At 64.3% G+C, this 23381-nt stretch carries 22 protein-coding genes; 6 read left to right on the forward strand and 16 right to left on the reverse strand.

Annotated elements, in window-relative coordinates; all coding sequences use genetic code 11:
• Position 1: 1 nt before the first annotated feature.
• Positions 2 to 928: a LysR family transcriptional regulator gene (locus CDQ91_RS01805; protein WP_088470987.1), complete on the forward strand. Its 927-nt coding sequence runs from the start codon at positions 2 to 4 to the stop codon at positions 926 to 928.
• 18 nt (positions 929 to 946) lie between these two features.
• On the opposite strand, the gene CDQ91_RS01810 is transcribed toward CDQ91_RS01805, so the two are convergent.
• Genes CDQ91_RS01810 through CDQ91_RS01855 form a run of 11 tightly spaced genes read right to left on the reverse strand, consistent with a single transcriptional unit; the run spans position 947 to position 11594 of the window.
• A complete protein-coding gene (locus tag CDQ91_RS01810; protein ID WP_088470988.1) occupies positions 947 to 2596 on the reverse strand; it encodes an AMP-binding protein in 1650 nt (549 codons plus the stop codon).
• Positions 2593 to 4185: an AMP-binding protein gene (locus tag CDQ91_RS01815; protein WP_088470989.1), complete on the reverse strand. Its 1593-nt coding sequence runs from the start codon at positions 4183 to 4185 to the stop codon at positions 2593 to 2595. The genes CDQ91_RS01810 and CDQ91_RS01815 overlap by 4 nt, the downstream gene beginning before the upstream one ends.
• On the reverse strand, positions 4182 to 5591 hold the full coding sequence (locus CDQ91_RS01820) for an aldehyde dehydrogenase family protein (protein ID WP_088470990.1): 1410 nt from the start codon (positions 5589 to 5591) through the stop codon (positions 4182 to 4184). Before CDQ91_RS01820 ends, CDQ91_RS01815 begins: the two co-directional genes overlap by 4 nt.
• Before the next feature lie 12 nt (positions 5592 to 5603).
• Positions 5604 to 7685: a TonB-dependent receptor gene (locus CDQ91_RS01825; RefSeq protein ID WP_167836657.1), complete on the reverse strand. Its 2082-nt coding sequence runs from the start codon at positions 7683 to 7685 to the stop codon at positions 5604 to 5606.
• Positions 7682 to 7810, reverse strand: coding sequence for a hypothetical protein (locus tag CDQ91_RS21830; protein ID WP_272897598.1), 129 nt, complete (start codon positions 7808 to 7810; stop codon positions 7682 to 7684). Before CDQ91_RS21830 ends, CDQ91_RS01825 begins: the two co-directional genes overlap by 4 nt.
• Positions 7807 to 8295 (reverse strand): cytochrome C, encoded by a 489-nt coding sequence (locus CDQ91_RS01830; protein WP_088470992.1) that lies wholly within the window; start codon positions 8293 to 8295, stop codon positions 7807 to 7809. The genes CDQ91_RS21830 and CDQ91_RS01830 overlap by 4 nt, the downstream gene beginning before the upstream one ends.
• The gene (locus CDQ91_RS01835) at positions 8292 to 8738 is read right to left on the reverse strand and encodes a c-type cytochrome (RefSeq protein ID WP_088470993.1); all 447 of its coding nucleotides are present in this window, start codon (positions 8736 to 8738) and stop codon (positions 8292 to 8294) included. The genes CDQ91_RS01830 and CDQ91_RS01835 overlap by 4 nt, the downstream gene beginning before the upstream one ends.
• On the reverse strand, positions 8735 to 9298 hold the full coding sequence (locus tag CDQ91_RS01840) for a methylamine dehydrogenase light chain (RefSeq protein WP_088470994.1): 564 nt from the start codon (positions 9296 to 9298) through the stop codon (positions 8735 to 8737). Before CDQ91_RS01840 ends, CDQ91_RS01835 begins: the two co-directional genes overlap by 4 nt.
• A gap of 30 nt (positions 9299 to 9328) precedes the next feature.
• Positions 9329 to 9919, reverse strand: a complete 591-nt coding sequence (locus tag CDQ91_RS01845) for a redoxin family protein (protein WP_088470995.1) — start codon at positions 9917 to 9919, stop codon at positions 9329 to 9331.
• Positions 9916 to 10428 carry a MauE/DoxX family redox-associated membrane protein gene (locus CDQ91_RS01850; RefSeq protein ID WP_088470996.1) on the reverse strand — a complete coding sequence of 171 codons (513 nt, stop codon included), beginning with the start codon at positions 10426 to 10428 and terminating at the stop codon, positions 9916 to 9918. Before CDQ91_RS01850 ends, CDQ91_RS01845 begins: the two co-directional genes overlap by 4 nt.
• Positions 10428 to 11594 carry an amine dehydrogenase large subunit gene (locus tag CDQ91_RS01855; RefSeq protein WP_164499223.1) on the reverse strand — a complete coding sequence of 389 codons (1167 nt, stop codon included), beginning with the start codon at positions 11592 to 11594 and terminating at the stop codon, positions 10428 to 10430. The genes CDQ91_RS01850 and CDQ91_RS01855 overlap by 1 nt, the downstream gene beginning before the upstream one ends.
• Before the next feature lie 150 nt (positions 11595 to 11744).
• Here CDQ91_RS01855 and CDQ91_RS01860 point away from each other — a divergent pair, with 150 nt between their 5' ends.
• From CDQ91_RS01860 to CDQ91_RS01875, 4 genes are all read left to right on the forward strand, one after another.
• Positions 11745 to 12422 carry a TetR/AcrR family transcriptional regulator gene (locus CDQ91_RS01860; protein ID WP_088470997.1) on the forward strand — a complete coding sequence of 226 codons (678 nt, stop codon included), beginning with the start codon at positions 11745 to 11747 and terminating at the stop codon, positions 12420 to 12422.
• Between the two features lie 105 nt (positions 12423 to 12527).
• A complete protein-coding gene (locus tag CDQ91_RS01865) occupies positions 12528 to 13412 on the forward strand; it encodes a Rossmann-like and DUF2520 domain-containing protein (protein ID WP_088470998.1) in 885 nt (294 codons plus the stop codon).
• 119 nt (positions 13413 to 13531) lie between these two features.
• Positions 13532 to 13990 carry a MaoC/PaaZ C-terminal domain-containing protein gene (locus tag CDQ91_RS01870; RefSeq protein WP_088470999.1) on the forward strand — a complete coding sequence of 153 codons (459 nt, stop codon included), beginning with the start codon at positions 13532 to 13534 and terminating at the stop codon, positions 13988 to 13990.
• A gap of 52 nt (positions 13991 to 14042) precedes the next feature.
• The gene (locus tag CDQ91_RS01875) at positions 14043 to 14249 is read left to right on the forward strand and encodes a hypothetical protein (RefSeq protein WP_174688454.1); all 207 of its coding nucleotides are present in this window, start codon (positions 14043 to 14045) and stop codon (positions 14247 to 14249) included.
• Positions 14250 to 14285: 36 nt separating this feature from the next.
• Here the strand turns inward: CDQ91_RS01875 and CDQ91_RS01880 are convergent, their stop codons facing one another.
• Entirely contained in the window at positions 14286 to 14615 is a 330-nt protein-coding gene (locus CDQ91_RS01880) for an SMR family transporter (RefSeq protein WP_088471000.1), read from the reverse strand.
• Between the two features lie 132 nt (positions 14616 to 14747).
• Here CDQ91_RS01880 and galE point away from each other — a divergent pair, with 132 nt between their 5' ends.
• The gene (gene galE / locus CDQ91_RS01885) at positions 14748 to 15767 is read left to right on the forward strand and encodes a UDP-glucose 4-epimerase GalE (protein WP_088471001.1); all 1020 of its coding nucleotides are present in this window, start codon (positions 14748 to 14750) and stop codon (positions 15765 to 15767) included.
• A gap of 22 nt (positions 15768 to 15789) precedes the next feature.
• Here galE and CDQ91_RS01890 read toward each other — a convergent pair whose 3' ends face one another.
• The 4 genes from CDQ91_RS01890 to CDQ91_RS01905 all read right to left on the reverse strand — a co-directional run bounded on the left by CDQ91_RS01890 (position 15790) and on the right by CDQ91_RS01905 (position 23195).
• Positions 15790 to 16362 (reverse strand): TMEM165/GDT1 family protein, encoded by a 573-nt coding sequence (locus CDQ91_RS01890; protein ID WP_088471398.1) that lies wholly within the window; start codon positions 16360 to 16362, stop codon positions 15790 to 15792.
• A gap of 175 nt (positions 16363 to 16537) precedes the next feature.
• Entirely contained in the window at positions 16538 to 16774 is a 237-nt protein-coding gene (locus CDQ91_RS01895) for a hypothetical protein (protein ID WP_088471002.1), read from the reverse strand.
• A complete protein-coding gene (locus tag CDQ91_RS01900) occupies positions 16774 to 21000 on the reverse strand; it encodes a translocation/assembly module TamB domain-containing protein (RefSeq protein WP_088471003.1) in 4227 nt (1408 codons plus the stop codon). The genes CDQ91_RS01895 and CDQ91_RS01900 overlap by 1 nt, the downstream gene beginning before the upstream one ends.
• On the reverse strand, positions 21000 to 23195 hold the full coding sequence (locus CDQ91_RS01905) for an autotransporter assembly complex protein TamA (RefSeq protein WP_419722537.1): 2196 nt from the start codon (positions 23193 to 23195) through the stop codon (positions 21000 to 21002). The genes CDQ91_RS01900 and CDQ91_RS01905 overlap by 1 nt, the downstream gene beginning before the upstream one ends.
• Positions 23196 to 23381 lie beyond the last annotated feature (186 nt).

Genomic DNA, 23381 nt, shown 5'->3' on the forward strand with positions numbered 1-23381 from the left:
GATGCACAAGCCGCTGGCCCCTGTTGGCGCCATCGCCGACAAGGAGGTCAGCTTTCGCGCCCTGCGCGTCTTTTCCGAAATCATGCGAACCGGGTCGGCGACCGCCGCCGGAAAGCAATTGTCGCTGTCGCAGCCCGCAGTCAGCCGGCTGATCGCGCAGCTGGAGGCCAATGTCGGCTTCGACCTCTTCTACCGCGACCGCGGCAAGCTCGTGCCGACCGCCGACGGCATCAAGCTGCTTCAAGAGGTCGAACTGACGCTCGCGAGCCTCGACCGGTTCAACAGCATGGTCCGCGACATCGCCGGCTATTCGGCAGGAACGGTGCGCGTCGTCGCGCCTCCAAGCTTTGCCGAAGGCGTCCTGCCCGACATCGTCTCCCAGTTTCGCGAACGCTTTCCCGGCGTCGAGTTCAGTATTGACTCGCGCAGCGTCGAAACCGCGCGCTCGATGATCGCGATGCGTTATGTCGATTGCGGCTTCGTCAAGCTCCCCGCCGACGAAAGCGATCTTGCAGTCGAACAGGTGGTGTCGAGCGGATCGGTGTGCGTGCTCCACGAAGACCATCCGCTCGCGGCGCTCGAGACGATCACGCCCGCCGACATCGGCGACCACGCGCTGATCCTGCTGGGCGCCGGACGCCACTGGCGCACGCAGGTCGATGCCGCCTTCGCCTCCTTTGGCCTGCGGCCCAGCGTCGCGATCGAAACCCACACCCATGGTTCGGCCTGCGCGCTCGCGGCACGGGGCAATGGGATGGCGATTTTGAACGCGCTGCTCGTAAAACCCTATCTCCACAAACCGCTCGTCGCCCGCCCCTTCGCCCCACCGATCCTGCACCAATATGCGTTCGCCGTGTCGAATGTGTCGCGGCCCTCACGCCTGACGCTGGAATTCAAGGCCGAAGTGCTCCGCTATTTCGCCGGATAAAGCCCGCGCGCGACTTCGCTAGCTGGCCAGTTCCTTCACCATCTGCTCACGCATCGCGAATTTCTGGACCTTGCCGGTCACGGTCATCGGAAATTCCTCAACGAAGCGGATGTGGCGAGGGATTTTATAATGGGCGATGCGGCCCTGACAATGCGCACGCACATCGGTTTCGGTGAGCGCCGCCCCGGGACGAACTATGATCCAGACGCACAATTCCTCGCCATATCTCTCGTCGGGAATACCGACCCCCTGCACGTCGGCGATGCCCGGATGGGTAAGCAGAAACTCCTCGACCTCGCGCGGATAGATATTCTCGCCGCCGCGGATCACCAGATCCTTGATCCGCCCGACGATCTGGCCATATCCCGCCTCGTCGATGACCGCGAGGTCGCCGGTGTGCATCCAGCCGTCGGCGTCGATCGCATCCGCCGTGCGTTCGGCATCGTCCCAGTATCCGAGCATCACCGAATAGCCGCGCGTGCACAGCTCGCCCGTCTCGCCGCGCGCCACGACATCGCCCGCCAGATCGATCAGTTTGACCTCGAGGTGCGGCTGGACGCGCCCGACGGTCGACACGCGCAAGGCAAGCGGATCGTCGGTGGCGCTCTGGAAACTCACCGGGCTGGTTTCGGTCATGCCATAGGCGATCGTGACCTGATCCATATGCATGCGGTCGATCACTTCGCGCATAACCGCCATCGGGCACGGCGACCCCGCCATGATCCCGGTGCGCAACGACGACAGGTCGAAACGCGCAAAATCGGGATGGCCCAGCGCAGCGATGAACATCGTCGGGACGCCATAGAGCGCGGTGCAGCGCTCGGCCTCGACCGCCTCCAGTACCGCGCCCGGGTCAAAGGCTTCGGACGGATAGACCATCGTCGCGCCATGAACGGCGCAGGCGAGGTTGCCCATCACCATCCCGAAACAATGGTAGAGCGGCACCGGAATGCACAGCCGGTCGGCGGCGCTCAGCCCGATCCGCGCGCCGACAAAGGCACCGTTGTTCAATATGTTGCGATGCGACAGCGTTGCCCCCTTGGGAAAGCCGGTGGTGCCGCTGGTGAACTGGATATTGACCGGCATTCCAGGCTCGATCGCGATATCGGCGAGCACACCTACATCGTCGCTCGCCAGTGCAGCGAAGGGCAGACAGCCGGCATGAGCATCGTCACCCAGCACGACGACGAGCCGCAGATCGGGCAGTCGCGCTGCCTGTAACGCGCCCGGCGTCGCAGTCTTCAACTCGGGCGCAATCTCGCCCAGCATCGCGACATAATCGCTGCTTTTGTGCGCGGGCGCGAGGATCAGCGCCGCGCAGCCGACCTTGTTCAGCGCATAGTCGAGTTCGGCGACACGATAGGCAGGGTTGATGTTGACGAGGATCAGCCCCGCCTTCGCGGTTGCGAACTGGACGATCACCCATTCGGCGCAATTAGGCGCCCAGATGCCGACGCGGTCACCAGGTTTCAGCCCGCGCTGCAACAGTCCCGCCGCAACAGCATCGACGCGCACGCGCAGATCACTCCAGCTCCACCGGATATTCTGATGGCGGACGATCAGTGCATCGCCATCGGGATAGCGCGCGACCGTCTGATCGAAGCGGTCGCCGATCGTCATCTCGATCAGCGGCGCCGTATCGTCGCCGCGAACATAGCTGTCGGTCATGCGTCGGCTTTCCTAAACTCATCGTCGCGCAATTCCTTGCGCCTTATCTTGCCGCTGACCGTCTTGGGCAGGCTGTCGACAAATTCGATGCGGCGTGGATATTTATACGGCGCGGTGGTGGCCTTCACATGATCCTGAAGCGCCTTCGCCAGCTCGTCGGAGGGGCTGTGCCCGGCAGCCAAAACGATGAACGCCTTCACCACTTCGCCGCGGGTCGGATCTGGGCTGGCAACGACCGCGCTTTCGGCAACCGCTTCATGCTCGAAAAGCACGCTTTCGACCTCGAACGGCCCGATGCGATAGCCCGATGAGAGGATGACATCGTCGGCGCGGCCGACAAACCAGAAAAAGCCCTCGGCATCGACGGTGGCGCGGTCGCCGGTCAGATACCAGCCATCGCGGTATACGCTTGCGGTGCGGTCGGGGTCGCCGCGATAGCCAAGAAACAGGCCGGGCGGCAGCCCTTCGCCGACGCGAAGCGCAATGTCGCCTTCCTCGTCGGGCGGCAGGATTTCGCCCGCATCGCCGATTACCGCAAGATCGATGCCCGGCGCCGGACGGCCCATCGCACCCTGCCGCGCGGCCCCCGCACGGTTGCAGCAGAGCAGCACGGTTTCGGTCTGACCATAGCCATCGTGGATATCGAGCCGGGTCGCGCGCTTCCACAGGTCGATCACCTCGGGGTTCAGCGGCTCGCCCGCACTGACACAGTGGCGCAGATGCGGAAATGTGCGGCCTTCCAGATCGGCCCGCACGAACATGCGATAGGCGGTCGGCGGCGCGCACAGGGTTGTCACTGGATAGGCTTCGAGCAGGTCCATCGCGGCAACCGGATCGAAACCCGGCGCATGGTTGACGAAAATCGCCGCGCCCATCAGCCACGGCGCGAACAGGCTGCTCCATGCCGCCTTCGCCCAGCCGGTGTCCGACATATTCCAGTGGAGGTCGCCGGGGCCGAGGTCGAGCCAGAAATGCCCCGTAATCTCATGCGCCAGCGGATAGCCCGCGCCGTGGATCGTCATCTTGGGCTGGCCGGTGGTGCCGCTGGTGAAATAGCAAAGCGCCGGATCGTCGAAGGCGGTGTCGGCGATCTCGTCGAGCGGAGCGGCGTCGGCCTTCGCCGCCGAATAATCGGTCCAACCCGCGCGCGCACCGCCGATATAGATGCGCGTGACCGCAGCATCGCCCAGCGCCTCATCGGCGCGCGGCGCGACATCGGCGCCCGCGACGATGCAGCGCGCCTCGGCCGCTGCCCGGCGATAGGCGATATCTTTTGGCGTCAGCTGCACCGTCCCCGGCGACGCGATCGCGCCGAGCCGCAGGCAGGCGAGCATCAATTCCCACCATTCGATTTCGCGCGACAGCAGGATCAGCACCGTATCGCCGCGCCCGACCCCCGCCGCGCGGAGTACCGCGGCGGCGCGCGCCGAATGTTCCGCCAGTTCGGCAAAGCTGCGATCGATCACCGCGCCCGATCCATCGGTCCACAGCATCGCGCGCGCATTCGGCCGTTCGGCTGCGAGCCGCCCGATCGTGTCGCGTGCGAAATTATAATGGGCCGGCGGATCCCAGACGAACGTCTCGCTCATCCGCCACGCGCCATATTGATCACCGACAATTGCGTATATTCCGCCAAGCCTTCCTCCGCCTGTTCAACGCCGAGGCCGGAGGATTTGACCCCGGCCATCGGAATATGCGGGCCGATCGCGACATGCTGGTTGACCCAGACCGAACCGCTTTCAATCCGCTCTGCAACCGCCAGCGCCCGGTTGGTATCGCTCGACCAGACCGATGCCCCCAGCCCGTAAGGCGAAGCATTGGCGCGCGCGACGACATCGTCAATGTCCGAATAGCGGATCACCGGCAGGATCGGGCCGAACTGTTCCTCGTCGACAATCTGGTCGCCGTCGGTGACGTCGCGCACAATCGTCGGGCGCATGAAATAGCCCGCGCGATCGATCAGCTCGCCGCCCGCGATAATCGTCCCGTCGGTACGCGCGCGTTCGAGGAAGCCCTGCAGCTTTTCATATTGCGCCCGGTTCTGGATCGGCCCGATCTGCGCGCCCTGCGCCAGCCCGTCGTCGACAACCGCTGCCTCGGCCAATCGCGCGAGTTCGTCGCACATCGCGTCATAAATGCTGTCGTGAACATAGGCGCGCTTGATCGCGAGGCACACCTGCCCGCAGTTCAGGAAAGCCGCGTTGAAAATACCCTGCGCGGCAACGCGGACATCGACGTCGTCGAGCACAATCCCCGGGTCGTTTCCGCCCAGCTCCAGCGTCAGCCGCTTCAGTCCGTCGGCGGCGCTCGCCATGATCTTTTTGCCCGTCGCGGTCGATCCGGTGAAGCCGATTTTGGCGATGCGCGGATCGGCGGTCAGGTAGCCGCCCAGATCATTGGCATCGACGATGATATTGACCACGCCCGCCGGGAAAATCGTCTGGCACAGTTCGCCCAGCATCAGCGCGGTGACGGGAGTTGTCGGCGCGGGCTTCAGCACGATCGTGTTGCCCGCAAGCACTGCGGGCCCGATCTTCCAGCAGGCGACGAGCAGCGGAAAATTCCACGCGATGATCCCCGCGACGACGCCCAACGGCTTGCGGCGGATCTGGATCAGCCCGTTTTCATCATCCTGGATCGTCCGCTCGGCGATCTCCAGCGTCGCATAATGGCGCAAATACCCCTCGGCCCACGCGATTTCACCCTGCGCCTCGGCGAGCGGCTTCCCCTGTTCCTGCGTCAGCGCGCGGGCGAGCGCATCGCTGTTGGCGACGATGGCGTCGGCAAGCGCGCTGATCTTCGTCCGCCGCTCGGCCATCGGGGTTGCTGCCCATGATGAAAAGGCGGCGGCAGCAGCGGCAATCGCTTCGTCGGCCTGTCGTTCGGAAGCGCGGGCGACGGTAGCGAAAACCTCTTCGGTCGCGGGGTTGATGACGTCCATTTGGCTGTCGCCATCGACGAGCTTGCCGCCGATCAGCATTTTATAGTCAGGCATTTCGCTCTCCGATCAGAATTTCACGCCGACGGTCACGCCGTACGTCCGAGGCGTTCCGACATGATTATAGTCGAAGCCGAAACCGGCGAGCAGGTCGACGCGTGAAGTGAAGTAGAATTTGTTGGTGAGGTTCTTACCCCACACCGACGCCGTCCAGCGCCCGTCGCCCGATTCCCAGTCGATATGCCCCGACAGAAGGACATATTTATTCTGCCGCAGCCGGGGGATGTTGAGCACTTCGAAATATTGGTTCGACGAATAATTAATGTCGCCGTGCAGGCTGATCTCGCCGCTATCATTGTCCATCACCGTCGCATCGAAGCCACCGGTGAAGGTGAGCTTGGGCGCGTTCGACAAGCGGTTGCCGCTGACATCAACGCCGCTGACCATGCCGCGCTTGATCTTCGTGTCGAGGATGCCGACCCCGGCGCGCAGCGTCAGCATGTCGGTGGCGCGCGCAGTCAGCTCGGCCTCGCCGCCCAATATCCGCGAGCGCGGAATGTTGAGCAATGTTTGCGCCGCAGTCGCGGGATCGACGTTGATGAACTGCTGGTTGGCATAGCTGTAATGGAACGCCGCCATGTTCAGCGTGATGCGCCGATCGGCGAACTGGCTCTTCACGCCGAGTTCGAAGGCGTCGATTTTTTCGGCCTTGGCCACCGACAGTTCGGACGGGTCGAAAAAGGCCTGCGCGTTGAAGCTCGGCGCGCGATAGCCGCGGCTGTAATTGCCATAGACCATCACATCGGAGTTGATCTTGTAATCGGCGCCAATTTTCCCCGACAGATTTTCGGTGGTGTAATGGAGCGACGAGAGCGGGATCAGGTTCATCACCAGCACCTCGTTCGGACCAAAGGCATTGGCCTCGAAATCGCTCTGCGTGCCCTTGTCGCGCGTGTAGCGCAGACCGCCGCGCAGCGTCAGCGCATCGGTCAACTCAAAGCTCATGTCGGTATAGACGGCATAGCTTTTCTTGACCTGATCGAAGCTGTTGCGGAACAGGCAACCCAGGGGAAAGCCGATTGCGCAATCGGCATCGGTGACGCCCGGCAGTCCGTCGGAATCGACGTCCTTGGCGATTTCAAACGTCGTCTCGTTATAGACTTTCTCGCGGTTGAAATAGGCGCCGAGGATGAAGTTGAACGGCCCGCCGAAATCGCTGGTCAGGCGCAGATCCTGCGCAAATTGCGATGCACGGTCGAGGTAAGGAATTTCAAGCGTTTCGCTCGCGGTGCCGTCGGTGTCCTCGTAAAAGCTCAGCCGCCCCTTGTCCCACGAGGTAACACTGGTGATCGCAAGGCTGTCGCTGATATCGACGGTGCCGGTCAGCGCCACCGACCAGGTGCGCGCGCGGCGGCGTTCGGTGACATTCGCCTCAATCTCGCGGCGACCGAGCCCCGGACGATTGATCGCCTCGGGCTGGGCGTAAATGCCATAATTGCGCGGGTTCTGGTAACTGGTCGAGGCGCGCAGGACAAAGCGCGCGCTGTCCGACGGTTCGAACAACAGCGACCCGCGAATTCCATATTCGCGCACCCCGGCCAGATCGGGCTCGCCTGGCAGCTGGTTCTTGAACCAGCCGTCAGCGCGCGCGAAGGTAAAGGCGACGCGCGCGGCGAGCGTCTCGCCCAAGGGCACGCTGACCGCGCCATTGGCTTCGTACCGGCCATAGTTGCCATAACCGAGGTTCAGATAGCCTTCGGTGTCGCCGAGCACCGGCGTCCGGCTGATCAGGTTGACCGCGCCGCCGGTGGTGTTCTTGCCATAGAGCGTTCCCTGCGGTCCGCGCAGCACCTCGACGCGCTCGAGGTCGTACATGGCGACGCCGAGGAAGGCGAAGTTACCCTTGTAAACTTCGTCATAATAGGTTGCGACCGGGCTCGCCTGATTGAGGCTATAGTCGGACATCGACACACCCCGCAGGGCGAAAATCGGGGTGTTATCGCCGACGGTCGAGGTGAGCTGCAGATTGACGATCTTGCCCGCCAGCTCATCGGCCTGCGTCACCCGCTGGCGTTCAAGCGCATCGCCGCCGAGCGCGCTGACCGCGATCGGCACGTCCTGCAAGCGTTCGGCTCGTTTCTGCGCGGTCACGACAATGTCGGTGCCATCCGCAATCGCGGGAGGGGCGTTTCTTGCGCCAGCGCCGGAACCGACGCCCCGGCGAGTAGCAGCAGTGCCATGGAGCGCGCCGCACGGCGCTCTGTCATCTTGGTCATTGGATATCCTCCCCTGTTTTTTTGGTTGTTTCGTTGGTGGCGCCGAAGCGCGCGAGCAGATCCGCCCGCACCGTCGCCGCTTCGGTCCGCAAAGGTTTTTTTCGCAAACGTCCGATTTCGGCGGGCGTGTAGGGCGTGAAGTCAGCGGGCACATGCCCCGGATCAAAGCGGATCAGCGACCAGTTCAGCACCTCAGCCAGCGCGGCATCGGACAACGCGGCCGTGGCGACACCCGGCACCTCCCCCAGATATTCGCGCCCACCGGGGACGTGCAGAAATTGCGCCACTACCCCCGCCATCGTCGGCGTCGTCTGCGGCGTTCCCGTCGCATCGGCGCGGTGACAGCCCTGGCATTGCAATATCCAGTTCTGCCGTGCGCGCAGCGGATCGGCGACGCCCGGCATCGCCTCCACCCCGCCGAAGGCCGGCGCCGTCACCGCCGCTCCGGTCGCCACGATCAGCGCCGAGACGGCCAGCCACTTCATTTCGCGGCGCTGCCCGGCCGCAGGCGGGCGACCGCCGCGCCGTTGAGCGCCGATCCGCCGGCGCGGTATCCCGCGACTTCGCGCGGCGTGAACGCTCGCGCCGACGAGCCTTTCACCACATGGTTGAGCACCGCCGCGACCTGCGCATCATTGAGCCCCGCCTGCGCGGGCATGGTTCCGCGATAGGCCTTTCCTCCGACGGTCAGCGGCCCCGACACCCCGCGGATCACCGCGAGCGCCAGATAGCGGCGTCCCGCGGGGGTTGCGGCGAGCGCCTTGGTATCGACCTTCAACGACGGAAAGGCACCCGGCACACCCGCGCCATCGGCGAGATGACAGGCAGCGCAGCGTTTGTAGATCGTGGCCCCGTCATCGGCGCGCGCGACCTGCGCGCCCGCAACCAACCCGGCCAGCGCCAACAATGTAGCGGCGCGCCGCATCATTTCTGCTCCAGCGCGACACCGAGGATCACCGCGGTCGAGCAATTATAGATCGCGCTCGACGTTCCGAGGCACCAGTTGATGTCGTTGTTGGCCTGCGGACGCACCATCGGCCGGTCGCGCTCATTGCGGTTGCACAGGCAGCGCCCGCACGAGGATTTGCCGCAGCAGTCATTGTAACTGATGATATAGGCCCGGTTGTCGGCGGGGTTCTGACAGGTGCCGATCCAGGTAATCGGCGACATTTCGGTCCCCGGCGGGCATGTGCTCGCGGTGCCGCCGCAGCAGCTGCACAAAAAGCCGTCGATCGCGCAATAACGCCAATAATCGCACTGGGTCTGGTCGCCCGGATCCTGCGGATTGCCGGTGGTTTGCGGCGCGATATGATCGCCGCTCCCGCCGCCATGCCCTCCCCCATGGGTCTGGGCGCGGGCGACCGGCAGCACGGGAAGCGTCGCCGCCCCGGTGATCGCCCCGCCGATCAGCGTCAGCAGGCTGCGCCGCGATGTGGCGCGTGCCACCTGGCGCGTGACGGTTTCGGAAAATTTGTCCAGACGCGACATATATGTCCCCTTCTTGTCGGGCCGCGCGGCTCAGCCGCGTGCGAGATATTCCTGAATGGAGGCGACGCGGCGTTCCTTGGCCTCGAACAGGCTTTCCAGATGCTCGCGATTGTTGACGAGGCCGAGCGAGGCGATGCGCCCCTCTTCGTCGATCAGCACCGCATAGGGCAGCTTCGACACGCCCAGCTTGCGGCCCAGATCTTCGGACAGGACATAATCGAAACCCGCCAGCCCCTCGGCCATCACCAGCCGGCGATGCGCGGCGGCATCGCCGTCGCTGGCCAACACCACGTCGAGCCAGCCGCGCTCCGCCCCGCGTGCCGAGCGGACCACCGGCAGAAGGGTCTTGCAGACCGGGCAGTCGGGCGAGAGGAAGAAGATCAGCTGCCCGCGCCGATGGCGCTTGCCGCCGATGACGACCTGCGTCCCGTCGAGCGTTTCGAGCGTCATTTCGGGCGCGGTGTCGCCGACATTGACCTTTTGGTGCAGCGTCAGGGCGCCCGCCGGGGCGCTACGTTCGTGGAGCACCCCGACCTGCCGGGCGAGCGCCGCGACGAGGACGGCGAGCACCGCAACCGCGATCCACAGCAAAATTTGCGAAGCGAAAACAAAGCCGGTCATCGTGCGGCACTCCTGATGGGAAGATGGGCAATCTCGCCCGCCGCAAAGAGCAGCGCGAGAAAAGCGAGGGCGGCGAAGATCGACTGACTGTCGATTGCACCGCCCCCGGCGGGAGAGAGAAGAAGCGCGAGCGCGGCGGCGGACAAAGCGAAGGCACGTCCGACGACGAAGCGCCCGATGCCATTGGGCCGCGCGCCAAAGTCGCAGCCGCAGTCCATGGCGGTATCGCCGCGGCGACGAGCGGCGAACAGCGCTGCGCCATATCCGGCCCACAGTAGCGCCGCGAGCAGGGCCCCGGCGGGACGCGACGCCGGAAAGAGCAGCGCGAGCGCGGCGGCCGCCTCGATCGTCGCGGCGGCCATCGTCAGCGGCATCGCGATTGCGGCATCGATCCGCAACAGGCCGGCGGTGGCCTGCGCCAACCGGCCGCGCTCGGCGAGCTTGTGCGCCGCCGCAACGCCCAGCACGGCGGCGAGGAAAAGGGTCAGGGCGGAGGTGATGATCGCCATCAGCGCGACGCCGTCATCGTCATCGGGTCATGCGCGACGTCGACGATCGTGCGAACGAAAGCGCCGCTCGCCGCATCATAGACGTCGAGCGATCCGTCGGGGCGCGAGGCGACGAGCAGCGGCGCGGCCTGCTGGGTCGCCTCGATCGACACGCTGTGGTTTTTGAGCGCAATGCGGCGGACGACGGTCCGGGTCGCCGGGTCGATCACCCACGCCTCGGTGCCGCCATCCTTGTGCGACCCTTCGCCGCCTTTGGGGTTCATCAGCACATACAGCCGTCCGGCACGGTCGGAGGAGATGACCTGCCACCCGCCCGGCCGCGATTCGGGTTCGCCGCCGGGCTGGGTGGGGATCTGAAAAGCGCCCAGATCGCGCGCAGCGGTTCCTGAGAAATCGATCCCGCGAATACCGCCCTTGAAACTGGCGAACCAGGCGGTCTTCCCGACCATCGCGGGGGTCATGAACAGCGGGTCGTCGTCGATATTGTTGAACGCCGAGCTCGTGACGGTTTCGCCCGCCTTGCCCGCTGCGTCGAGAGTGATGCTGGTCATCGTCCCGTCAGCGCAGAGCGACGTGAAACCCCGCGGTCCGGTCGGATAGACCAGCGAACAGCCCGGCAGTTCGATGTCGGACAGGATTTTGCGCCCGTCGAGATCAACCACCGTCACCGACGATCCGGGGGTGAAGTTGAACACCAGCGCCCATTTTTCATCATTCGTCAGTTGCAGGCTGTTGCGCAGAGTGACGAAAAGGCCGCGTTTGGCGCCGGGAAGAATGATCTCCCCCTTCGGCGCCAGCGTCTTCGTATCCCAGATGGTGATGACGTCGGTGCGCTCGCCGCGGGTCAGCCGCGACAGGAAAGTCTCGCCGACATAGATTTCGCCGCGCGTCGTCGATGGCAGGATATTGCCGAACTGCGCGACCGGTATCTGCCCGCGCACATGATGGTTTTCGGCAGCGACGTCGACGACCGCCGCGCGCCCGTCGGGCAGGCTGTTGAAATGCAGGTCATGCACCAAAACCCAGCTGTCGGGATAATCGGCAGGCAGTTCGGCGACTGACGGCACCGGCTCTTCGGCCAGCGGCTGCGGGTAGTCCGCTGCTGCTGACACGCTGGCCGATGCCATCAAAAGGGCAAAGGCCGCCCCACGTGCGATGCACTGCATCCTCACTCTCCCTGATCTGGTGTTGATGGCTCTGATGGCCGATTCGGGATAATATTGTTCACTTGTCCAAATTTAGTCAATCGTAAAAATTAGGTCACTTGTCCAAGGAGCGAGAGACGGTTAACTAGGCCCCCGAAAGGCCACAGAAACTTGACGAATTTCATTGTTCCCGATTTGAAAATCACCCCGCGCACCGGGGGCTATGCCCGCGGCCAGGACGGCTTTGAGCATATTTTGCGCTCGGCACTGGCGCTGTTGGTGAACCATGGATCGGCCGCGCTGACGCTGCGCCGCATCGCCACCGAGTCGGGGATGAACGTCGGCAACCTGAACTATTATTTCCGGTCGAAGGAAGAGCTGATCCGCGAACTGCTCAACGCAGTGATCAGCAGCTATGAGGAATCATTCGACGAGATCGTCCATGAGGCCGGTGCGACCGCCGAGGCACGACTCGAAAATCTGGTGATGCTGATCCTCGAGGACATCACGACGAAAAAGACGACGCGCTTCTTCCCCGAGCTATGGGCGATGGCGAACCACGACCCCTTTGTATACGACCGGATGAACGAACTTTACGACCGCGCACGCGTGTCGCTCAATGAACTGATCGGCGAGATCAACCCGGCGCTTCCCGAAGATGAGCGCAAGATATTGGCGCTGTTCATTTCGGCCTCGATGGAAGGGATGACGATGTTCGCCGGCTATGAAAAGCCGTGGCGCGCGCAAATGCCGATGCTGGAAATCATCGCGCGGCGCAGCTTCATCCAGTTGGTGAGCACGTTGCGCCCCGGCGAGATCAAAGGCGACCTCTCGATCGGCGGATCCTGAATTCAGGCGCGTTTCGCTTTAACGCGGCCTTGGCTATGTGTACCGCCGCGACGGATGAACCGGTCGCCGCTGGCAGGACAGCACCGATCGCGCTAGAGGCGCAGCATGACGGATAGCCCGACCTATCGCCAGATCGGCGTCATCGGCGCCGGCCGGGTCGCCCGCGCCCTTGCTCTCGCGCTTGCGCCCCATTCGGCGGCGTCGCCGCTGCTCTGGGCGCGGTCCGCGGGCAGCGCGCGCACTGCGGTCGATCAAATCGGCAGCGCCGTCGCCTCGGATCGGATCGAGGCGCTGGTCCGGGCCAGCGACCTTATCGCCATCGCCGTATCCGATGACGCGATCGCCCCTGTCGTTGCCGAAATCGCCGCATTTGCGCCGACCGGCTCCGCCCCGTTCATCTTTCATGTCAGCGGCCGGAGCGGCGCAGAAATCCTCGATCCGCTGCACGCAGCCGGCGCCGCGACGGCGGCAATCCATCCCGTCATGACCTTTACCGGCGACCCGCAAAATGAAGTCGCGCGCATGATTGGCGCGCGCTTTGCTATCACCGGGTCGAGTGCGGATGCGACCGCGCAGGCCAGGCAGGTCGTGCGCCTGCTGGGCGGCGTCGCGGTCGAAATCCGCGAGGAACACCGTCCGCTCTATCATGCCGCGCTGTGCCACGCCGCGAACCATCTCGTCACGCTGATCAGCGGGGCTGCGCACGCTCTCACGCGCGCGGGCGTCGACGATCCTCATGCGCTTGTCGCTCCGCTGGTCCGCGCGGCGCTCGAGAACAGCCTGGAGCATGGCTTTGGTGCGCTATCCGGCCCGTTGCTGCGCGGCGACGGCGAAACCATCGGCAACCATCTGGACGCACTCAAGCGCGATTGTCCCGAACTCTTGCCCGCCTATCGCGCTATGGCGCGCGCGACGCTCGACCAACTCGAGCGCAGCGGCGCCCCTGCCCCGTCATCGTCACTTCGGACCGCGTTGTCGTCGAAGGACTGAGCCTCCCCGAAACGCGCCCTGCCGGATTGCCTGCGCTGCAATGCGTCCCTAGATCGGCGCGATCACGCGGCCGCTCACGACAAAAGGGCCGGTCCAAAACCAAATGACAGGAACTCAATATGCAAAATCGCTCGCTCTATCTGGAGGATCTCCACGTCGGCGACGTCTGGACCGGTGGCCCGATTTTCGTGAGCGAAGATGCGATCATCAAATTCGCGGCGGAATTTGACCCGCAGCCCATGCATCTCGATCCCATCTCCTCCGCTGAAGGGCGCTTTGGCGGGATCATCGCGAGCGGTTGGCATGTCGCCTCGCTCGTGATGCGCGATTTCGTCGAAAAGCAGCCGTTCGGTGCGACCCCGTTGCTCGGGCTGCGGGTCGATGCGCTGCAATGGCTGACCGCCGTGCGCCCCGGCGACACGCTGAGCATCCACCGCGAAATCATCGCGGTGACCCGGTCGCGATCAAAGCCCGATCGCGGGACGATCGAAATGAAGATGACCGTCACCAACCAGCGCGGCGAAGTCGCGATGAGCTTCCTCAACCTGATCCAGATGCCGGCCGCCGCGCCAGCATAAACTGTCGTCTTCGGGGTGGACGAATCAGCGCCTCCATCGCTACCGACGCGCGATGAGTATCACTGCCACGATCATGAACACGACCACCGGTCAGCCCATCCAGAAATTGAGCTTCGAGCGCATGCCGAAGCCCTGGGTGACCTTCCATCTCGAGAGCGGCGAACAAGTTTCCGCCGAGCGCATCGACATCGGCAAACCCGCACCGGGCAAGTTTGCTACGCCGGTCTATATCTGGGTGACGCCTAAGTCGAACGGCTGATGGCGGGCTGCGGCTTCTTGAACGAGACCGCAGCGATCAATGCACCATAGCCTTTGAAAACAGGTTCATTACCGCAACACCGGCAACGATGAGCCCAATGCCCGCGATCGCCGGCGCGTCGAGCTTCTGGCCTTGGAACAGCCAGGCGACCGCAACGATCAACACGACCCCGACCCCCGACCAGATCGCATAGGCGATCCCGGTCGGGATGGTCCGAAGCGTCAGCGACAGGAAATAAAAGGCGATACCATAGCCGGCGACGGTCACGACCGACGGCCACAGCTTCGTGAAACCTTCGGACCATTTGAGACACGAGGTCGCAACAACCTCGGCGAGGATCGCCAGCGCGAGATAGGCATAGTTCATCCACGGAGCCTGCCACCGGTTGGACCATGCCGCAACATCCGCCGGTCCGGCTGCCTGATTTTACAAGATTTTTGCGTTGCCCGCGCGCTGGGTGGTATAGCCGCACCGATACACCTCAAACGGGCGGAAAAGATGAAAATCCTACTGACAGGCGGCGCTGGATATATCGGCAGCCACACGGCCGTGGCGCTGGCCGCACTGGGCCACGAGCTCGTCTGCTTCGACAATCTGTCGAACAGCTCGGCCGATGTGATCGAACGGGTGGAAAGCATCAGCGGCGCGTCTTTCCCGCTGGTCGTCGGCGACATCCGCGACGGTGACGGGCTTCGACAGGCCATGACCGATCATGGCGTCGAAGCGGTCGTCCATTTCGCCGGGCTGAAGGCGGTCGGTGAATCGGTCGCCGATCCGGTCCGCTATTATGACAATAATGTCGTCGGGACGCTGGCGCTGGTCGGGGCGATGGCCGACTGTGCGGTCAAGACACTGGTCTTCTCGTCAAGCGCGACTGTCTATGGGCAGCCGCAATATCTGCCGCTCGACGAAAACCATCCGACCTCGGCGACCAATCCCTACGGCCGGACGAAGCTGATGATCGAAGAGATGCTCGCCGACATCGCCGCCGCCGACCCGGCATGGCGCATCGGCATCCTGCGCTATTTCAACCCCGTCGGTGCGCATGACAGCGGGATGATTGGCGAGGATCCAAACGGCATTCCCAATAACCTGATGCCTTATATCAGCCGCGTCGCAGGTGGGCGCCTGCCCGAACTGTCGGTGTTCGGCGCCGATTATGACACGCCCGACGGCACCGGGGTTCGCGACTATGTCCACATCCTCGATCTCGCGGCAGGCCATGCCGCCGCGCTGGGTGCCCTTGCGAAACTCGATCGGCCGCTGTCGATCTGGAACCTGGGAACCGGGCAAGGCTATTCAGTGCTCGACATGGTTGCCGCCTTCGAGCGGGTGAACGCGGTCAAAGTCCCCTATCGGCTTTCCCCCCGCCGCGCCGGGGACGTCGCAAGCTGCTTTGCCAGTCCCGACAAGGCCAAGGCCGAGCTGGCGTGGGAGGCGAGCCGCGGGCTCGACGCCATGTGCGCCTCCAGCTGGACCTTCGAACGGGCGCGCGCCATGCGCAACACCAAGGCATAGCCCCGCGCCCGCTCGAAGGAGCTTAGCCGAACCAGCCGGCGGTCTGCGCCAACACCCACAGGCCAATCACCAGGAACAGCGTCGCCGCGACCATGCGAACCTTGGCGAGATCAACGCGCTTCAGCAGTTCATGACCCAGGAAGATAGCCGGAACATTGGCGATCATCATGCCCAGCGTCGTCCCCGTCGTGACCGCAATGACGTTGTGATATTGGGCGCCGAGCGCGATCGTCGCGATCTGCGTCTTGTCGCCCATTTCGACGAGGAAGAAGGCAACTAGCGTCGTCAGAAAGGCGCCGAACCGCGGCTTGGGCGCATCATCATCGTCGAATTTGTCGGGGACAAGCGTCCACGCCGCCATCGCGATGAACGAGGCGCCAATCGCATAGCGAAAGATCGGGCTGTCGAGGAAAGCCGCAGCCTGCGCGCCGAGCAGCGCCGCTAGCGCATGGTTGGCAAGCGTCGCGAACAATATGCCCAATATGATCGGCACCGGCCGGTTGAACCGCGTCGCGAGCAGAATCGCGAGCAATTGCGTCTTGTCGCCGATTTCGGCGAGGGCGACGACCGCGGTCGAGGTGAAAATGGCTTCCATGAACATACTCCGGGGCCGGGCGGCGGCGAATTCCAACGGTCATCGCTACCCGCCGCCCGGCCTGGACGAAAGGTGCGATGCCATTGGTCTCGCCCAAGCGGTTTCCCGCTTCCACCGCACCACGGCCTCTCGACCGAGTATGTTGACACGATGGCCCGTCGCGAACGACGGCTGGCTACTCCCCAGATGACGGGGCGGCGTTAGACGGCTTGGCTGGCGGTGGCAAGTCTTCCGGTGCCGCGGCAGCCCCGTTCACCTCGCCAACCTCGGATTTGGCGATATCGGTGTCCATCGCCTTCGCCCGCGCCTCAATCTCTTTTGCAGTCTTGTCGTATCGTTCGTCGAAATCGGGTTCTTTCTCGCACGCGGAGAGGAGCAAAAGCGGAACGAGCAGCAGACCCAAGCGGCGCATCAATAATCCTTGCGATAGCGGACGCTGACGTTCGTCTGCCCCGATCCGCCCGCCTGGCTGAGTATCGACAGCGCGCGCGTCAGGCTGATTTCCAGCTGCGTCGCGGTATAGCCCTTCCCGTCGGTGATGATCTCCAGATAAATATCCTTGGAGATATACTGCCCCGCCGCGATCGCCGTGCCGCGCCCCTCGGTGTCGTCGGCGCCTAGTATGCGCAGGCGATCGATCCCCGCCGCCGATTGCAGCGCGCCAAGCGGGCTCAACCCGCCGCTTCCGCGCAGCGCGTTGAGAGACGCGGCGAGCTGCACCGCCTGGATCGGCGACAGCTCAGTGATCGAATCGCCGAACAGGATGCGCGAGACGATCTCGTCCTGCGGTAGCCCCGGAACGCTCGAGAAGGTAATCTGCGGGTTCTGCGCGCGGCCAGAGACATTGACGTTCACCGTCACAGTCTCGATCGTGTCCGACGCAAGCAGCCGGATCGCCGGATCATAGGCATCGCCGGTCGGGAAGTTGATCCGCCCTTCCTCCAGATTGAACGACCGGCCGGCAAAGCCCAGCGTCCCGCGCACCAGTTCGATGTCGCCGGTGACGCGCGGCGCCTCGGTCGTGCCCTGTAGATTAATATCAGCCTGCCATTCGGATTCCAGACCCATGCCCGAGACATAGATTTCATCCTTGGCGCGCAGGCGAATATCGAGCCGGATGAGGTCGAACAGACTGCCGCCGACCGCAGCAAGGCCGTCGCCGCTGACACGCGTCCGGCCTGTGGCCGCCTTGCGCCGGATTCCGGTCAGCGCGGGCACCGTCGCGGCAGTTGCGCGTACGATGCGATAGCGCGTTTCGGGAAGCTGGAGGTCACCGGACAATAGCGCCGCCTGTCCCGCGACCTTTTCCAGTGTCAGATTGCCCGTCGCGCGCGCCGCGATATTCTCGCTGCGCGCCAGCCGGGCATTGTCGAGGGTCGCAGCGATGTTCATCGGATAGCCCTGATCGGCCGCAAGGCTGATATAGCCCTTCGCCTTGACGCTTCCCTCGCCCGCGGTCGCGGTCAACTCGTCAATCTCGAGCCGGCTACCATCGAAGCGGCCGTTGATCGCCATCTTGGTCAGCCGCGTGCCATAGGCCTGATTGTCATAGGTCATGTCCTTGCCGCGCACGACCCCTTGCAGGCACGGGTTGGACAGGCGGCAGCTGAAATCGGCGGCAACGGCAATCGGCCCCGCCACATGCTGACCTGCGGGACCAAAGAAGGAATAGAGCGTGTCGGCAGGGCCATTATAACGAATACCGCCACCGAGCGGCGCCGCCTGAAGCCGCGTCGTCCAGTCCCCGGCGCCGGCGTCGAGCGGGCGCAGCGACGCCTGCATCCGGCCGATCACGGTGCCGCGCCGCCGCATCACTGCGCGCGCCTCACCGCCGTCGCTCAGCAGCTTGCCGACGAAATTGACGTCGACCGGCTGGCTCACCGATGCCGCGGTGGTGCGTGTAAAATCGGTGACGGTCAGCCGCGCATCGGCGCGCGGAAAGGCCTCGCTGCTCGTCTGTTCGAAATCGAGGCTGCCCGTCGCGCGCCCGCCCAGTCCCATGTCGGGATATATCGCGTTGAGGATTGCCATGTTGACGCGCTCGAGCCGACTCTGCAGCATGACCCCGCCATCGCCATACCGCCCTGCGATCCGCGCATTGCTGCCGCGCCCCAGATTGACCGCAGTCGGCAAAAGCTCATAGCCGTCCTTGCCGGGAATGATCCGTGCCGGCGAGGTTGTGCGGAAATTGATCCCGGTCGCGCGCCCCTGCACCGAAGCGCGCCACAATTCGGGCTTGAGATCGGCGTTCAACGCGACGCGGAAGGGGACGCCGCTCGTTCCTTCGACCAGCGCCTGCGCTTTGCCGCTGCCATCGCGATAGTCGATCTTGACCCGTCCGACCGCAATGTCGAAGTTGCGGATACGGGTGTCGGCAATCTGGATGTCGGCGACCACATGCGGCGTATCGTAAAGCGTGACATCGGCGTCGACGACCGCCGCGCCCAGTGCGAGCTGTGCGGCGCCGGGCAGCACGACATTATTGGCGCGGATATTGATCGCCGCCGCCTGATATTGACCTGCGGCGCTCAACCGCACGAGGCCGCCCAGCCCCTGTCCCGATGCATTGAGTTGGCCGACGAACGGCCCTGCGTCGCTGCGCACAAGCCGTCCGTTGAAACCGATCCCCGACAGGTCGCCGCGTTCGATATCGATCGTCATAGGGCCGGAGGCCATGAGTAGCACGACATCGGCCGACAGCGGGCCATAGTCGGTCTCGCCGGTCGCGGCGAGACGATAGCCATTCTTCGCGCCAGTGATCCGTGCGACCAGATTGGCGAGCCCGATGCCCAGCCCCGGACGCGCCGCGGTCACCGTCGCGCGCGGATCGGTGATCGTGCCCGCAAGCTCGACACCCACCGGGCCATATTCGGTCGAGTTGGCGCGCGCGCTCAGTTGCACCCGACCATCGGGGTTATAGCTGCCCTGCCCGCTGGTAACGCGCAGCAAAGGTGCCGTCATCCGAAGATTGCTAAAGCGAATGATGCCGTCGGTGCCATATCGCACATCGCTCGACGCCACAGCATTGCCGCCCAGAAAATCGCGCACGCCCGAATTGAACAATTTGGTCGAACGCGCGCGCACCCTGCCCGCGATCGCAAAGCCGCCGCGCGGCGCCGTTTCCAGCTTCACATCGGTGTTGATGTCGAAAATGCCCACGCTTTCGATGCGATAATCGTTGATCCGCCCGTCGATCGCGCCGGTATAGAAGCCGCGATTCATGTCGGCGATCAATATGGCCTTGGCATCGATGCGCGGCGAGCGCAGCCGCATATTGTCGCTGAGGATGCGGCCATTTGCATAGGCAAGTTCACCGTCGAGCCGCACCGCGGTCAACGTCCCGCCCGCGACCGTATCGAGCCCGCGAATCCGCGCCACGCGGCCTGCGACCGGAATGAGGATCTTGTCGGGATCGACGCGCGCGTTGCCCGCGAGGCTGATCGCCTCGACGACAATATCGTTGACCGCGAGCATATTGGCATCGGCGGTATATTGAACCGTCGGGAGTGCGAAAGCGCCATCGAGCCGCGCGGTCGCGCGCACGCCGTTGGCGCGGACTGCCGGTGCGACGGCCGACGGGCGGAGCAGATTGAAGGCGAGCCGGAGGTCCTCGTAACGGCTGGCGCCCAGATCGACCCCGCCGCTGATCCCGAGCTGAAACGCATCGGACGAAACCCGTCCGTCGAGGGCGGCTTTGCGCTCATCAAGCTTCGCAGTGAGATCGACATCGGTCTGCGGGCCAAGCAGTCCAGCAGTCGGGCCGGTGAAGAAGCGCGAAACCTGCGTCGTCCCCTTGGCCGCGAAAGTCCCGTCGCGGCCGGTCAGTGCGAGACGCGCCAGCGGGCCCGCGCCCAGATCGGCGACCAGATTGCCGTTCCAGACCTTCCAGTCGCCGCGCCCCTCAAGCTTGGCCACCAGCGGTTCCTTGAACCCGCCCATCGCGGCGAGTACCCCGCCCTGCGGCGCATTAAGGTCAAGCGTCACGTTGAAGCGATTGGCTTCGGGTACCGCATCGAGCAACAAGGCGAGCTTGTCGCCCTTTGCTTTCGCGCCGATGGTTTCAGCGTTGGCGGTCACCTGCGCGCGGCGGTCGGCGATCGCGATCTTGCCATTGAGGCGCGCTTCCTGGCGTTCGCCGGCGACAGCGGGTTCGAAAATCAGGCGATCAACGCGCACCATGCGAACGTCGATGTCGATATCTGGCAGCAGCGGCTCACCGTTGTCGGGCACCACTTTGAATTCGGGTATCCGCTGCATAGTCACCGTCTGCGCGGTCGCCGAGCGAACATCGATATGGTTCGACAAATAGGCGAAGGGACGCCAGTCGACGCGAACCTCGGGCGAGGCGACGAACACACCCTTGGTATCGGAGAGGGTCAGATTTCGGACGACCATTGCCCCGAAAAGCGACCCGTCGAGCCGGCCGATGCCGATCTTCATCCCGTTTTCGAATTCATATTTTTCGATCTGGGTAACGACGAACCGGCGCCCCGCGTCGCTGTTCAACCCGACGAGGAACAGCGCGACAAGCAGGACGAGGCCGAGCAGCGCAATGCCGATCCCGCGCAGAATTCGCCATGGCCACGAACGCCCTGGCGCTTTCGCTTCCTCGGCGACCAAAGGCGCGTCCTCGGCCATCAGAAGGCCTGGCCGATCGAGACATAGACGCTGATCCGCGATTCACCCGGCTGGCGGTTGATTGGGGTCGCAAGGTCGAGCCGCATCGGACCGAAATTGGTATAGAAACGCCCGCCGATCCCCGCCCCATAACGCATGTTAGAGAAATTGGGGGTCGAACCGCGATAAACCTGCCCCGCATCGACGAAGCCGACAACACCGAAATTGCCGAAGCGATAGCGCGCCTCGACAGCGGCCTCATTGACGCTGCGCCCACCGATCGGGTCGAGATTGGGGTCCTTGGGGCCAAGCTGCTGATAGCCAAAGCCGCGCACCGATCCGCCGCCGCCGGCATAGAAGCGCCGCGACGGCGCCAGCCGCTCGCGCGCCGCGCCAAAGATAGATCCCACGCGAACGCGTCCGGCAAGCACGATGCTGTCGGTCACCGGATAATAGCCGCTGACGTCGAGCCGCCCGCGCGCATAGGGAGAGAAACTTCCCGCCAGCGACCCTTCGGGCTGAACCAGCGCAGTTACACGAAACCCCTTGGTCGGGTCGAGCAGGCTGTCGGTGCGATCGATCCCGACCTGCCCGGACACGCCCAATATCGTATAGAAATCGCGGCTGCGCGCGCCGAGGTTGAAATCATAATCATCTTCGCGGGTCGCAAGCAGTTCGACGCCATAGGAATAGGTCAGCTTTTTCTGCCAGATCGGCGTCGAATCATAGCTGACCCGTGCCGCGACGCGGCCTGTGATCGCCTCGAACGCGTCATAATTGCTGCGCGTAATGTCTGTGATCAACTCGAGCGTCCGGTCGCGACGCCCGGCATTAGAACGGCGCAAGGTCGCACTCAGCCCCTGCTCCTTCGTCCCGATCAGCCCGCGCCCGATCAGCGCGCCTTCGGGCGGCAGGAAATTGCGGCGGGTCCAGCTGCCCTCGAGCCGAATCCCCTCGCCAGTCCCATAGCCCGCGCTCGCGGCGATCGTGCGCGGCGGCCCGGCTTGCTGAGTGACCAGCATATTCACATATTGGGTATCATCCCCGGCGCTTTCCCCCGTGGGCTGCGCTTCGGCCGAAACCGTCGCGAACAGGCCGGTGGCGACCAGTGCCTGGCGCAGATCGTCGACCTTGCGGCTATCGTATAGATCGCCGCGCTTGAAACGCGCGAGTACGCCGACATGTTCGGCATCAAAGGCGAGCTTTCCCGTTGTCTCGATACTGCCGAAGCGCGCACGCGTCCCGATATCGACGGGCAGCGTATAGACGCCGTCGCCCGTCGCGCCGTCGAGCAAGATGTCACGCTGTCCGACCTTGGCAAAGGGATAGCCCTCCTCGGGCAGCTTCAACGCAATCGCAGCTTCGGCGCCCTGAACGCGCTCGGCGACGATCGGCTCGCCGATGCTCAGCGGGAAATTGTCCGCGATCAGCGCCGGCGGAACCGTCGGCTTGGCGTCGATAATGATGTCGGAAAATGTGTAGCGCACGCCCGGCGTGACATCGATGACCGCGGTGAGCGACTGCCCGCGTTCGCCGCCCGCGCGCGCCTCGCGATCGACACGCGTCGCGACCTGCGCGTCATAATAGCCCTCCGACGCCAGGATGCGCTGCATCAAATCGCCGTCGGCTGCCAGCCGGGCACGGACCATCGCCGCGTTGTCGGCCTTGCCATCACCGTCATAGAGCGCCGACAATTCGCCGAACAGGTTGGCTAGATTGGCGTCGGTGCTGTCATCGGCCGTCGCGAGCCCATTGACCTTGACCAGATAGGCAATGCTGCGGTTCGCTTCATCATCCTCTGCCTCGGCGAATTGCACCGGCTCGACGTCAAAGCTGTCGAGCGGAGGCAGCGGCGCGGCGAGTTCACTGTCGGTAATCGGCGCGTCACCGATTGCTTCGACCGCATCGCCATCGGCAAGCGCCGGGATCGGTACGCCGTCGATCAACGGCGGCCCGGTTTCCACAACGGCTTCCGTCGCGTTGGTAGCGGTCGTTCCGTCCGTCTTGATGGCTTCCGCCGCCTGACGCTTTTCAAAGTCGGCGATCGATTCGAGCGGACGGTCGAGTTCGGCGTCATCTTCGGCGCTGATCGGCGGGATCGCCTTGCGAAACTCCTCGTCCTCGATGATCGGCGCGACCTCGGGAAGCTGCACCTCGGGCGGCGGCGGGGTTGGTGCGGCAATATCGTCCGGTACCGGCTGCTCCAGCGTCGGCACGACCTTCGGCGGCTGAACATCCTGGCCAAGGGCGGCGCCGGCCCAGCCGATGCACAGCAGCGAACCCGACACGGTCAGGAGCCTACGCCCCCTGACAGCGCGGCAGCGCATTAATATTGGAAGAAACTCAGGCCGATGCATGAAATTGTCGCCGACGATTGCGGTGTGTCCTGTCCATAGCGACGT

It is taken from the genome of Sphingopyxis witflariensis (assembly GCF_002205635.1).
Taxonomy (GTDB): Bacteria; Pseudomonadota; Alphaproteobacteria; order Sphingomonadales; family Sphingomonadaceae; genus Sphingopyxis; species Sphingopyxis witflariensis.

Bases quoted from the DNA above. Each gene is read 5' to 3' on its own strand.
- CDQ91_RS01850 (WP_088470996.1), bottom strand. From the start codon at position 10,428: ATGGCGATCATCACCTCCGCCCTGACCCTTTTCCTCGCCGCCGTGCTG.
- galE (WP_088471001.1), top strand. From the start codon at position 14,748: ATGAAAATCCTACTGACAGGCGGCGCTGGATATATCGGCAGCCACACG.
- CDQ91_RS01820 (WP_088470990.1), bottom strand. From the start codon at position 5,591: ATGCCTGACTATAAAATGCTGATCGGCGGCAAGCTCGTCGATGGCGAC.
- CDQ91_RS01900 (WP_088471003.1), bottom strand. From the start codon at position 21,000: ATGGCCGAGGACGCGCCTTTGGTCGCCGAGGAAGCGAAAGCGCCAGGG.
- CDQ91_RS01875 (WP_174688454.1), top strand. From the start codon at position 14,043: ATGAGTATCACTGCCACGATCATGAACACGACCACCGGTCAGCCCATC.
- CDQ91_RS01855 (WP_164499223.1), bottom strand. From the start codon at position 11,594: ATGCAGTGCATCGCACGTGGGGCGGCCTTTGCCCTTTTGATGGCATCG.
- CDQ91_RS01815 (WP_088470989.1), bottom strand. From the start codon at position 4,185: ATGAGCGAGACGTTCGTCTGGGATCCGCCGGCCCATTATAATTTCGCA.
- CDQ91_RS01865 (WP_088470998.1), top strand. From the start codon at position 12,528: ATGACGGATAGCCCGACCTATCGCCAGATCGGCGTCATCGGCGCCGGC.
- CDQ91_RS01880 (WP_088471000.1), bottom strand. From the start codon at position 14,615: ATGAACTATGCCTATCTCGCGCTGGCGATCCTCGCCGAGGTTGTTGCG.
- CDQ91_RS01805 (WP_088470987.1), top strand. From the start codon at position 2: ATGCACAAGCCGCTGGCCCCTGTTGGCGCCATCGCCGACAAGGAGGTC.
- CDQ91_RS01890 (WP_088471398.1), bottom strand. From the start codon at position 16,362: ATGGAAGCCATTTTCACCTCGACCGCGGTCGTCGCCCTCGCCGAAATC.
- CDQ91_RS01835 (WP_088470993.1), bottom strand. From the start codon at position 8,738: ATGATGCGGCGCGCCGCTACATTGTTGGCGCTGGCCGGGTTGGTTGCG.
- CDQ91_RS01845 (WP_088470995.1), bottom strand. From the start codon at position 9,919: ATGACCGGCTTTGTTTTCGCTTCGCAAATTTTGCTGTGGATCGCGGTT.
- CDQ91_RS01870 (WP_088470999.1), top strand. From the start codon at position 13,532: ATGCAAAATCGCTCGCTCTATCTGGAGGATCTCCACGTCGGCGACGTC.
- CDQ91_RS01830 (WP_088470992.1), bottom strand. From the start codon at position 8,295: ATGAAGTGGCTGGCCGTCTCGGCGCTGATCGTGGCGACCGGAGCGGCG.
- CDQ91_RS21830 (WP_272897598.1), bottom strand. From the start codon at position 7,810: ATGACCAAGATGACAGAGCGCCGTGCGGCGCGCTCCATGGCACTGCTG.
- CDQ91_RS01895 (WP_088471002.1), bottom strand. From the start codon at position 16,774: ATGCGCCGCTTGGGTCTGCTGCTCGTTCCGCTTTTGCTCCTCTCCGCG.
- CDQ91_RS01810 (WP_088470988.1), bottom strand. From the start codon at position 2,596: ATGACCGACAGCTATGTTCGCGGCGACGATACGGCGCCGCTGATCGAG.
- CDQ91_RS01840 (WP_088470994.1), bottom strand. From the start codon at position 9,298: ATGTCGCGTCTGGACAAATTTTCCGAAACCGTCACGCGCCAGGTGGCA.